The 12,344-nt window shown below is 56.9% G+C and carries 6 protein-coding genes and 5 pseudogenes; 2 read left to right on the forward strand and 9 right to left on the reverse strand.

The annotated features are described in order from the left end of the window. Window positions 1-809 precede the first annotated feature (809 nt). On the forward strand, window positions 810-1,292 hold the full coding sequence (locus AC58NV_RS23145; RefSeq protein WP_497229262.1) for a hypothetical protein: 483 nt from the start codon (window positions 810-812) through the stop codon (window positions 1,290-1,292). Window positions 1,293-1,608: 316 nt separating this feature from the next. Here AC58NV_RS23145 and AC58NV_RS23150 read toward each other — a convergent pair. The 6 genes and pseudogenes from AC58NV_RS23150 to AC58NV_RS23175 all read right to left on the reverse strand — a co-directional run. Next, window positions 1,609-2,397 (reverse strand): annotated as a pseudogene (locus AC58NV_RS23150) (IS110 family RNA-guided transposase); the annotation flags it as partial. A 242-nt stretch (window positions 2,398-2,639) separates the two neighbouring features. After that, window positions 2,640-3,395 carry an OmpA family protein gene (locus AC58NV_RS23155; protein WP_497229263.1) on the reverse strand — a complete coding sequence of 252 codons (756 nt, stop codon included), beginning with the start codon at window positions 3,393-3,395 and terminating at the stop codon, window positions 2,640-2,642. Window positions 3,396-4,722: 1,327 nt separating this feature from the next. Further along, a pseudogene (locus AC58NV_RS23160) lies at window positions 4,723-5,142 on the reverse strand (transposase); the annotation flags it as partial. Window positions 5,143-5,464: 322 nt separating this feature from the next. Beyond that, a pseudogene (istB, locus tag AC58NV_RS23165) lies at window positions 5,465-6,301 on the reverse strand (IS21-like element helper ATPase IstB). Further along, complete coding sequence (istA, locus tag AC58NV_RS23170; RefSeq protein WP_497229264.1) at window positions 6,298-7,527, reverse strand: IS21 family transposase; 1,230 nt, start codon at window positions 7,525-7,527, stop codon at window positions 6,298-6,300. Before istA ends, istB begins: the two are co-directional and overlap by 4 nt. Before the next feature lie 153 nt (window positions 7,528-7,680). Continuing rightward, window positions 7,681-8,277, reverse strand: a pseudogene (locus AC58NV_RS23175) (IS110 family transposase); the annotation flags it as partial. A gap of 137 nt (window positions 8,278-8,414) precedes the next feature. Here AC58NV_RS23175 and AC58NV_RS23180 point away from each other — a divergent pair. After that, window positions 8,415-8,633: pseudogene (locus tag AC58NV_RS23180) on the forward strand (integrase core domain-containing protein); the annotation flags it as partial. A gap of 683 nt (window positions 8,634-9,316) precedes the next feature. On the opposite strand, the gene AC58NV_RS23185 reads toward AC58NV_RS23180, so the two are convergent. From AC58NV_RS23185 to AC58NV_RS23195, 3 genes are all read right to left on the reverse strand, one after another. Beyond that, a complete protein-coding gene (locus tag AC58NV_RS23185; RefSeq protein WP_497229265.1) occupies window positions 9,317-10,219 on the reverse strand; it encodes a hypothetical protein in 903 nt (300 codons plus the stop codon). Window positions 10,220-10,292: 73 nt separating this feature from the next. Beyond that, complete coding sequence (locus tag AC58NV_RS23190) at window positions 10,293-11,666, reverse strand: hypothetical protein (protein ID WP_497229266.1); 1,374 nt, start codon at window positions 11,664-11,666, stop codon at window positions 10,293-10,295. Window positions 11,667-11,795: 129 nt separating this feature from the next. Further along, window positions 11,796-12,344: SAM-dependent methyltransferase (locus tag AC58NV_RS23195; protein ID WP_497229267.1), on the reverse strand; the 549-nt coding region annotated here is incomplete at its 5' end.

Raw genomic sequence — 12,344 nt, forward strand, 5'->3', positions numbered from 1 at the left:
GTAAGTTCAGTCTTTCTTGGAAACAAAATATGGCTAGACCCTAACGATTTGCAGTGCGATACCCGATCGTTAGTATAAAGTTACTCAATTTCAATTGTCAAAACGATTGTAAAAATGTCTACGCACATTATAGCCTCCCCATTCGTGCTGAGGAGATAACTCTAGCAATGTGCAAATGCAGGCAAGTAGGCGTAGCATATTCTTTCGTATGTCACAGAAAGAAATTTGGGTTTTCTTTCCTTCAAACAGCAGGCACGCTAACGGTGCCACTAAAGTATCTGCGTCAAATGAGGAAATCAAGATGCGCGTTAGCTCAGAGAAACATCGAGACGCCTTAACGCCTCGAGAGCATGACGGGGAGGGCTGTCGACACTCAATTTTGCCAGGCTGCATTCTCCTGAGCGCAACGTCGGGCTTACTTTGTTGCACCTTAGCGCTTTTAGCGGGAGTTTCCTTTCTGCCAGCATTATTGATATATAGCATTTCTGGCATCATAGTACTTCTTGCCACTGTGGCACTCGCTTCAAAACGACAGAAGCATTAGGTCAAAGCGTCAAAGAATTTGATGGAAGAGATGCGCCTTGAAACTTTCTTTTGATCAATTCTGACTGAGTAGATACCAAGGTGTGGTAAACTTCAATCTTGACTGTTTCGCCAAGAACATCACCAACGGTCGGAAAATTACTGCGATTGTCCAAATTTGAATTTAGTCCTGGCCACCAAATTTCGACATGAGGCAGGTAAAAATGAGAATGTCTCCGCTATAACCCAATGCGATCTCTGAGAGATAAACGAATGGAGGTCAACTCATGAAGAGCTCCCCATTGGAAATGGTCAACGAAATTTTGAATGATTATAAAATGGAGGATTGCACAAAGAAAGCGAATCGCCCAGGCGAACTGAAAACTCTTCAAGAGTTGCTATTACAAGCTAGACGGACCATTAACAGACAAAAATGGTGGCAACGCCATTTTCTCTTCGAAAGTACATTATTAGTGTCAACGAGAACTGTCTTTTCTGACGGCTTCCTTATTGAGGAGATATTGCAGAATGGTAAAAAGACACATGAGTTTTGGGCTGGTACCGGGAAACACCCAGCTCGGTGGAGTTGGATTTCCTTTGTCCTTAATCAAGAGGCTAGTACGACTTCACTGTTTATAAAGCACCAGGACATAGAACCTTTGTGCCTCCCCATTTTTGACAGCGTCACTGAGCTCAGGGCAACTATCGGCGACAAGCCCTTACACATTTTGGAAAAAGTTCCAGCCTTTTTAGGGTCAGGACTTCGGTAACGGGGGCGCCCCAGTCAAACTGGTTTTAGGCAGGCAAGTTCATCCGCCAAGGCGGTTTCACCGGCTTTTTTTTTCTTGCCCGTCCTGCTTTCTGCTGCGGCTTTCGGTTGAGGTCTTTCGGGTGCATGCTTCGGTCCGTGGTCAGCGCGCTGGCTGCCAACATGATGCTGGTTCGATGCAATTCCGATGTGCCCATCTTCATTGGCGTGCTTGACGGAAGCCGGCGACAGTCCGGACCTCGGCATCATCGGAACCACGTCCCTGCGGGACCTCGAAGGCCTGCGATCAGGCAGGCAGAGAGTGGAGGAGCATTCGGTCAGGCCATGTTCGGCGCGGTATCAGCCTGGAATACTGTGCCATCGACCCAGATCCGGTGGAGTATCACCGCAATACGGCGAGCCAAGGCAACCATCGCGCACTTGCGTCCACGGCGCTGTGCGAGCTGGGCTCCCCATTTTCTCAGCCATGTCGATCTGCCCCGGTTCATCATGACCGTTGCGGCCTGGCACAGCGCCCGCCTGAGATTGGCATCCCCCGCCTTGGTGATGCCGCCCGATACATCACGTTCGCCGGATTGGTTGCGTGAAGGCGTCAGACCGGCCCATGGACCAACTCTCTTCGAAGCGGAGAAGCGCGCCGGATCGTCCACTGCGGAGCAGAAGGTGAGCGCCACGACAGCCCCAACCCCAGGCATCGTCATCAGGCGGTGGCAAACAGGATCGTCCTGGGCGAGCTGGCGAACTTGCCTTGCGAGGGTGGCGAGCTCCTGGCGCAGGGAAGCTCTGGCGCGCAGCATCGGCTCAGTCGTGGTTTCCAGCATGGGGTTGCCGTCTGCCAGTTCCCGTATGCGGCCGTCGAACCTGCCGCGAGAAATTGCGCCGACCTTGAGACCAAAGTTCCTCAGCAGCCCGCGCAACGACATTTCCAATGCGATCATGCCTTGTTGAATGGCTTTCCGGGCGCCGAGAACGGCGCGGCCCTCCTGTGCCGAAACTGATTTGCAGTGGACCGGGCGGAACCAGCCGAGGTGAAGCAGGCGCGCAATCCCCTCGGCATCCCGGTGGTCCGTCTTGATCGCCATGGCCTTCCCGGCGGAATGCCTTCTGTAATCGGGGCGTGTTCGTTAAGTGCGATGGGTTTCGTTTCCGTCATGGGGTCATGCTTCTGTCCGCGGGCGGCCAACTGGGGCACGCCGTATATTGGCGGTCGAAGGTGAGGCGGACCATGCTAAACGGCGGGCTCGCGTGATTGCGCGCATAAAGCAGCACCAGGCATTCGTGCGGCCTTGGCGGGAAAGCAGTTCATCTCATTACGTCAAAGGGAAAACCCCGAACCCTTCGATTCCGGTCAATTGGTATTTGGCCCCTTGCTCTGAGTGGAGATTGTTTCATTTGGCATCATCATTTGAAAGGTTGGACTGGCGCGTATCTCTACGCGCCGGTTTCTTCTGGCGTCCATATCCGACTCGTACAGCGGGAACCGTGCGCCTCCCCCGGAAACAGTGAGCTCCACTCTTTCTGATTCACACTCCTGCTCCAAAGCACGGCGCACACTAAGGGCCCGCTTGAGGGACAGCAGGTCATTGTAGTCACGTTCTCCGGAGCTGTCTGAGTGTCCAATAAGATCGAAACTACCGCCCCCCATCATACCCATTGCTTTGCAAGCCGAGCGGATCATCGGAAATTGGGAGGATTCAACGGTATCCGATCCAAAGTCGAAATGGATGAGGACATTTTGTTCAGGTTTGACTTCTGCAATCGCGTACTTGGTTAAGCTATTCTCAGCAAGCTCAGCCTGAGAAATAACGATAAGGCCTCCTATCCTCTGCGGTTTCATCACTCGCATCAAATCTTTCATTGTAATGTCTCCTTGTGGAGTGGAAATGTTCGCCTCGGCACTAATGGCACCATTGGGCATCTCCATTGCCGCGGATTGTACCTGCGGCGTCACCACGACCAGCCCACCGATACGCTGCTGATTGAAGATCGCCATTATCGTATCCCCGGACATTTCTTCCGCTCGAGCTTGATAGGCGGTAATGGTCAGTGATAGCGCGCTGATCAGCGTTCGCCAAATTGATATCTTGCCGCGAAAATGAGGCATTCTCTACCTTTCTTAGGTCATGGTTAGGGGCCACTTCTTCGAATAGTTTCTACCGGCATTTTCAGCGACAAGTCGGCCAATTGAAAAAAGAGATTCAGCGTGCCCATAGCGGAGTGAAGCCATCCGCATATCAGATTGCTACCTTGCCGGTTAATAACTCAAATTATCTGATCTTATCTCTTTCGCCAAACTCATCTTATGATGCCTGCAACCAGGCGCTTTTCGTCAGCGCATTCGGTTAACCCACGTGTACGATCATAGAGAAACTCGCAAACGCGAAACTCTCCCCATAAGGGTTGAGAAACTTCTTTCGAAATCGCCTTGCAAAACTCAACGTAACCAGGCAGATTTCTAGCTGAGATGACTAAATTGGCGACAATTGCTAACGATGATTTCTCCAAAAAATTTGAGCGGCACGCCTTCACCTTCAATTAAGCATGAAAGCTGGCTAGATTACAGGTTTCGCTTGCACCTTTTGAGAAAGCGAAAACCAACGATGAACCCCTTGCCACTCGGCTTTCTGCCAGAAACGAATACATAGCGCCCTACCCCATCTTTTCATTTTCGATAACAGCACTGCCTTATAGAATGACATTATTGATTAGAAAGGGATTGTCGCCTCCATCAGCGACAGTGCCACAAATATGATCGCTCCCGTAACTAGTTCTCAAGGACCTCCACTATCTCCTTAAAGGATTACACCCTGAACCGAGACGCCAAGTACTACCTTCGTCGCTGCCAACACGAGTTAGCACCCCATTTCGACCGAAACCATCATCATTGCCCAGGCTAAGAAAAATACGATCACCACCAAAAACATGGTCGTCTCTTGCACCTATTTACAATAGCTTCGCTACTCTAAAGGACTGACTCCCTGTATTCAAAAGTCGCATCACCAATGTAGTCGTACGCATTCGATCCATAGACAGCTGTCGCGTACCCCTTTTTTGAATCTTCAGACTTCTCATTCAGACAGCATTCTTTACAGGCCATGTGGGCAAGCGGCGTGCCCCTGCATCAATCTGCACAAGATTGTCCTCGAAAATCTGCCCAGAACACCTGGCAATCTGTATGTGATAGAACGCAAACTTGAGGGTAAATAGCCGCTGACTTGCAGAGCCTCTCATGGCGCATCCGGGAAAACGCGAGTTACCTAACGTGCGCATCTATGATCTTCGACATTGTCCGTCTTCACATGCCGCGGGCCGGTATGGTGATGCGCGGATCGGAGGCCTTTTCAAAATTGCGAGCTCAGGCTCGTTGCATGCCACAGGCTTTCCCGTTCCGGATCTTGTCGATCATTTGCTCATACGGGTCATTGTGCTCCTCACATCGCCGACGCTCCAGCAGGCTCGGTCAACAAACCGCGCCTAACTGGATCTCGGTAGTCTTCATTTCGTACGAGCATGACCCACACCATCCTGGCCATCTTGTTGGCCAAGGCGATTGCAACCAGCATACGCGGTTTACGGGCCAGCATGCACGAGAGCCAGGAACCAGGCCTGCCGCCATCGCGCCCTCGCCAGCGAACAACGGACATGGCTCCTACAATCAGCAAGCGCGGGATGTCCCGCTGCCCCATCTTCGAGGTGCGGCCAAGCTTCTGTTTTCCTCCGCTGGAGTGCTGCCGGGGGACAAGCCCGAGCCTGGCTGAGAAGTCGCGCCCCCGGCGGAACTCATGCATGTCAGGTGCAAAGGCGGAGATCGCCATCGCACAGATCGGTCCGATTCCGGGCATCGTCTGTAGATGATAGTCAGGCAGATCGGACAGGAGCTCGACGGATCGGGCCTCAATCTCATCGCGCTGCCGGATCAGGCTGCGGCCTTCGGCGAGAACGAGGCGGAACATGCGCACTGCGTCGGAATCCGGGCGGACTGGAAGCCCGACTGAACCCGCAGCAGTCGTGTAAATATTTGAAAGCAGGCGTTCTTTGGAAACCTTACGGCCGCCGATTTGCCAGGCATCGGCGATGAAAGCCTGCCGGCTCATGGTGTCAATGGCATCTCAATTTTCCCCAAAACGGGCAGGTCAAAAATCCCCAGTTTAGCGGTTTCGGTTGTCAGCCGGTTCAGTGACTTGTTGTTCCATTCTTGGGTGGGCGGCCGCGCCGTTTCGGCGGCGGCGGTGGTGTGATGGGGGTGTTTGTGCGGGTGTGCTCTGGGTTCAGGTCGGTATGGCCACGCAGGCAGTAGCTGGCGCCTTCAATCTGGACGACAACGGCGTGGTGCAGCAGCCGATCCAGGAGCGCGGTGGCAACAACCGGGTCACCGAAGACCTCGCTCCACTCAGCAAAACCCCGGTTCGATGTAAGGATCATGGCCCCCTTTCCGTAGCGGGCGTTCACGAGTTGGAAGAATAGGTTCGCGCCGCCCTGGGTGATGGGCAAATATCCGATCTCATCGACGATCAAGAGCGATGGCCGGGCATAGAAGCGGATTTTGTCTGCCAGCCGGCCCTCCCGTTCGGCTTTGACCAAAGCCTCTATCAGTTCAGCCAAAGTCGCGCGATAGACCTGCTTTCCAGCCTTCACTGCGGCAACTCAAAGCACCGTTTCCTGATGGGATTTGCCAGTGCCGGGCGAGCCAAGGAAGTGCACGACTTCTGCCCGGCGGATAAAGTCGAGCTGGGCCAGCGCGGCAATCCGTTCGCGGTCGAGTGAGGGCTAGAAAGTGAAGTCGAACCCCTCCAGCGTTTTGATCGGCATCAGCTTGGCGGTCTTCAGCGAAACATTGATGCGACGGGTCTCTCGCGTGGCGTATTCCTCGCTGAGCAGTGCATCCAGCGCCTCGTTCCCAGAGATCTTGCCCTGTTCCAGCTTTTGCATCGTGTGATCCAGCGCCTCCAGGGCGCGGGGCATCTTCAGGCCGACAAGCGCACCCCGGATCCGGTCGAGCGTTTCAGTCATCGCGCGCCTCCCGCGGCCAGCCGCTGGCCGGCTGCATCGTAGAAGGCCAGGGACCGTTGCGGCACGCCTGCGGGCTTTTGCGGGATGGGACGCGGCGGCGGGACCTTGCGATGAATGGGGTCAACCCGGCGCCGGTTGCGTCCTTCGAGTACCGGATGGCGGGTGATACAGTTGCCGTCTTCGAAGATGCGGATCTCATCGACGTGGCTTTGCACTTCGACCGTGCGTTTTCGGGTGGTTTCCGACACCGAATAGTAATTGCCATCGACTGAGACCATGCCTTCATGGCTGACCCGCCGCTCCACCGTCAGCACCGCACTGTAGGGAATGGCTGGCAGCGGTTTGAGCGCAAGCTTTTCCTCCGCAAAAGCCTCATCGACGACCCGCTCCGTGGTCGCGTGCACCCGTGGATTGGCGATCTCGCACCGCCACGTGTCAAACTGAGCGTTCAGATCATCAATATTGCGGAACGTGCGGGCCAGGAAGAAGTCCTGCCTGATGTAGCGGAACGGACGCTCAACCTTGCCCTTGGTTTGCGCCCGGTACGGTTTGCAGGCCCGAGGCGCCGCGCCGTAGTGGTTCAAAAGTGCCACGAGCGAGCTGTTATACGTGACGATGCCTGCGTCATCCTCACCAATCACGGCGGTCTTCATCCGGTCATACAGGATCTCTTCTGGCACCCCACCCATCGCCGCAAAGGCGGCGATGGTGCAGCGGAGAACCGTCTGAAGGTTCTGGCTGGACACAAACCGGCCCCAGAGCCAGCGTGAGTGACCAAGAACGAAACTGAACAGCCAGACTTTCCGGATCACACCCGGCTCGTCCGTGAATTCAACCTTGAACTCGGCAAAATCCACCTGCGCCTGACGACCTGATGGCGTTTCAAACCGCTGCGCAAAGGGCGGGCGCCGGGGCGGACGCAGCTCGCGCAAAAACGGCTTCAGCGTCGAATAGCTGCCCTCATACCCCATGGACTTGATCTCGCGCAGCAAGCGCCGGGCCGAGAGATCAGGGAAGGCCCGAACCCTCCCTTCCAGATAATCACGGTACGGATCCAGCACGCTGCCTTGCAGCGGGCGCGGGCTATAGCTCGGCGCTTCCAAACCCTGTTCCAGATATTTACGCACGGTCTTGCGGTCAGAGCCAACCTTGCGCGCGATGGCCGAGATACTCAGCCCCTGTCTTCGTAAATCGTGGATCAAAACGATCTCCCTCAATCCCTTCACCTGATTGCCCCTGTCTCTCGATAATCAGAGCATCAGGCCTGTCTCTCGCGACAGCGCCAATTCCAAATATTTGGAGTTTGGAATTGCCCCTGCCGCTGCCGGGTGGGGAATTTTCAATTGCCACTTCTGGGGAGAATACGGCTGCCACTAACACATGGCCGAGATCATGTGTGGCAACGCGTACTTCTCGAGAAACGCCAGGAACCAATCCGTCCGGAAGCTTCTGTGAAACCGCTCGGCTTCGGGAAAATACAGAGGCAGGTAATGGGTCAGGATGCGGTGCCAGAGTTCGGTCTTCGACCGCGAAACGATCTCATGGGTCTTTGACAGTTCCTGAATGTCCGCGGTTCCGGTGGCCAGCGGATCATGGAAGAACTGCACGGCCCCGACCTCCAGCATTTGAAGGATGACCTGGGCGTCCTTCGGGTCGTTCTTGTCCCAACTGTTGTGCAGGGCCTCCCGCGTCCGGGCCAAGCCCACGGAGGACACGAGCTTCAGCTCGAACCCCGCCTGGCCGAGTTGATGCGCCAGTGCCCGATGATAGTTGCCGGTTGCTTCGAACCCGATCCTAACCGGCAGGCCGTAACCGGAAAGAGCCTCCACCAAACGCCCGAAGTCATCCAGAGTATTGGTGATGGTCATGCGGCGGCGGCGCTTCTTGCCGGGAGCACCGATCAGAACTTCGTGGCGGTGTTTGGAAATGTCGATGGCGACCAGTAAGGTCGGCGCAGTAGAATAGGTGGCGGCCATAGCCGGTCTCCTCAGCGGTGTGGTTTACGCAAAACCACTGTTGAGACCCGAGACCCGGTTATGGCCACCCGCTGCGCGATTTGAGGGCTGCGCGCGTGGCCATAACCTCTCAGCGGCTAATCTTCCCGACGTGCTATGGGACTGAACTGACGTCGAATACCATTCTGAAATGGCAGGAAGACCGGAAGGTCGAGTGGCACTACATCGCGCCAGGCAAGCCCATGCAGAACGGCTTTGTCGAAAGCTTCAACGGCCGCCTCCGGGACGAGCGCCTCAACGAGCACTTGTTCGCCAACCTGTGCCACGCCCGAGAGCTGATCGCGGCCTGGCGTGACGATTACAATCACCATCGCCCACTTTGCAATCGGAGTGTTTACCGCTCCAACACCTGGAACCAGGGAGAAAAAGTCATCCGGCTGAACCTTGAATTTTGACCATTCTCGCCATTTGGCCGAACCAAAGAGCAGGGTGTTGGCCGAGATCCCCGACTGGGCGTGCAGCGTGAAAGACTTCGGGATTTCCTCTTGAAATGGTGAACCCGTGTTGTCGCGGAAATCATGCTCAGTTTTTGACTCGTAGGTCGCAGCGATGCGGAACGCGATATCTTGAATTTCATAGGCTACACCTGCAAGGTAGCCCAGCTGATAGTCCTTGTTCACGCTGAGACTGTAGGGGCTGGGCGCAGACGCCGGAGAGACAACGGTTACAATTGTAAGGGCTCGATACGGTTACAAAGCTTTCACCATCTCCCCGGTTTCAGAATAATAGGCTAGTTGCCCCATGCACTTACCTTTCCTTGGCGGTCGCCCGCCAAGCTAAACTGACCCTTCCATCGGCCTGACACAAGACTAGGCAGAGTGATGCGTTCCTGACACAATCACGAGAAACAACAAGCCTCTTCTTGAAGCCGACGCTCTCGAAGGTACAGACACCCTGCCCGCGGCCACGATCGATCCGCTGCTGATCTTTCTCGGCTGCTACCAGATCCCGATGTATCTGACCGCGATCCTGATGAAGCCGCTTTACGGCCGCGCATCCCTCAAGACAGGAAAGTGACCCCTGGCATATGCCGGATCAGCTCGGCATCGGCCATGTAAGTCTCGCTCATGTCGTCCACCAGCGCCTGCGACCAGCCGGGAAGGTCGATTTCTTCCTCAATCTCCGCCTCGTCGTAGAAACAGCTCAGGAACAGCGCGCGCACCCCTCGTCTCTGAACTTCGGATAGCCCCGGGCGGCTTGCCAGAAAGGATGCCAGCCGCTCATAACCTGCCTCTGAGATAATGCCGCGGGTGATGTCCAGCTCGCCGCTGAAGCGGAAGCCCTGCCCCAGGCCGGTTACATGGCCCAGAATGCTGGGCCAGATCACCGGGGTCTCCTCGTTGCACCAGACAGTGACGCGGCAGCCGGGGTTGCGGTCCTGAATATCCTCTACCACCTCCGACCAGCGCAGGCTCAGGAAATCCGTGCCGGCCGCGAACTGTTGCCAGGCTCTGCCGGATTGGGATTTGAACACCGGGCCGATCAAGGTGGCCGGGTTGCGCAGGCCCAGGAAGAATTCGCACGGGTTGCCGGGAAACAGGCTGCGCAACGCCGCGGTGTTCTTGCCCGCATTGCGGTACAGCCGCCCGCCGTTCAGCATCCAGCCCGGCACGCCCAGAAAGCTGGAATTGGTCAGGATGATCCGGGAGACATCCTGGCCCTTGACCAGCCCTGCCAGCAGCGCGTCCCGTTCCTGTTCGGTGACAAACTCATGATCCTGCTTGTGCAGCAGCTGGTTCAGCGCCGCCATATAGGTGCCCGGGCGGCGGATCATGACGCCGCGCTCCAGCAGCGGCTGCGCATCCTTTCGCAGCGACCAGATCAGCTGGCCGTTGTCGGTGTTGGGCGCCCCGACATGGAAGGCGAGGGAAATGTCGCGCATTTCGGTTTCTGCCTGGCTCATCGCTCCGTCCAGCCTCTGCCCGTTTTGTGCTCAGCGGCGCGACGGTGGCTTGCCGCACGGCCATTTGCGCAGGTCATAGCCGCTCCTTCATCCGGCGGAAGAAGCGGTCGTCCCGCTGGCGCAAAATATACGCGCAGACCTGTTTCGCAAGGCCCGGATGGCCGCGGTCCAGCGCCAGGTTGGCCAGCTCCCGCTGGAACCGGGGAAAGCTATGCCGCTTGCGCAGCAGGCGGTGGAACCGGTGCGGGGTCAGCTCGCCGGCGATGGCTCCGCGGGCGATCTCCTGCAGGATGCCAATCTGCTGCAGCGAAGAGCCCAGCCGGTGCCCCAGCAGCGGGCAGCGCCAGAAGGTGACATTTGCACCGGTGAACCGGGCCGCATGGGCGGCATCCGGCGCCACATAGGGATCGAACATGATATGCACATCGCCTGCGTCCTGGCTGGCCAGCGCCGCATCGCCGAAGGGGCCGGAGAAATCGCGGCCCCACACTTTCTTGTAGCGCATTTCCCAAGGGACAACTGCCTTGTCGAGCGTGGATTGCGGGCTGATTGCAAACACAGTGGAGCCCGGCGCCGCCGCGGCAAACGCCGCCGCCGCATAGCCGCCCATCGAGGCGCCGTAGAACACCACGCGGGAAAACTGCGCAAAAAACCCGCTGTCGCGCAGCTCCTCGAACTTGCGGGTTACCTCCTGATGGCGGAACCAGGTCCAGCCGTTGGCCATCACCCCCAGCATCGACCAGCCCTGCGCCTCGATGAAGCTGAAGCCCCAGGGCCGGCGGTCGTCCCGTTTGGTCATCGCAATGTCGAGATTATCAAAAGTGACAACCAGCGTGCTGCCCCGCGGCATGAACAGGAAGGAATGCTCCTCCATCTCATCAAAAAAGCCCTCTTTGCCCGCCAGTTGACGGGCCACATTGGACCATTCCCCTGAGGGTGGAAGCACCTCCTGCGGTTCAGCCGACAGGACTGCTAAGCCGTTGCGGTCCGCCTCCGGCGCCAGCAGCGTATTGCAGCTGCCGTAGGCCTTGAGGAACGGATAGCTGCCGGACCCTTTGCGGATTTCGATCACCAACCGGCTCAGCGGATGCAGCGCGCTGTCCAGCATCGGCTTGATGTTCTGGATCTTGTGGCGGACACCGAAACTATTCAGCGCAAGGATCACGTCATACTGCCGGTTTTCACCTGTGCCTTCTACGATCCGGATCGCGTCCCTATCCACCCCGCCCTGTTCAAGCCGAGACAGCCAGACCTGCAGTTGCGCCTCATCCTCTGGCTTGGGACGCCCCTTGCGGTCGAGGCTGACCAGATCGATGCTGCAACCGTAGCGCTGGTGCAGCAGGATGCACAGCTCCGGCGCCTGGCCGTTGATATCGGCAACCGTAACGACTTCGTCCGCATCCAGCGCAGGCAACACGGTTCCGAAGTCGAGAATGTCACTCAGCATGGGTATTCAACTGTCTTTCGATGGCCTAGCGGCCCTGAGGCGGCCGCGAGCTGGACTTGGCAAGCGCTTATCTGAAAGGCGTTCCCCCGCCACCCAATACACGCAAAAGGTTAATGGACCGGTTAACTGTCAGGAACCCTGTCCGGGTCGGGTCAGCACTGTGGAGTACTTGCCGTGCTTGGCCAGCACATCGACAGCACCGAAGTCTTTCATTGTTGCAATCCCGCCGGACCCTTTGCGGATGTCCAGAACGATGCCGCCGCTGCCATTGACCTGATTGCGGAACAAGTCCGTATAAGTTTCGACAGGATAGTGGAAGCCGCAGGACGCCAGGCTGATGACCAGGTCAAACGTGCCAAGTGCGGGAACCTCCCCGGTTTTGGGATTGCAGACGGTAATCTGCTCAGACGGGACACCGTTTTTTTCCAGAAATGCGCGGGCGCTTTCCAGGCTTGCATAGCCTGCGGCGTCACCCTGAAACCCGAAGTGCCGGCTGCTGCTTTCTTCGATATCAATCAGTGCGATGCTGCAGCCGTAGCGGCGGTGCAGCAGCAGGCTGGAAAACGCATAGCCGCAGCCGATGTCGGCAACCCGCTTGGGTGAGATGCCATCGGCGGCTTGCCGGAAATGGGCGCATTCACGCTCGGCAATACGCAGCGCGCCATGCAGGATGTGCTC

It is taken from the genome of Leisingera sp. ANG49 (genome assembly GCF_059694505.1).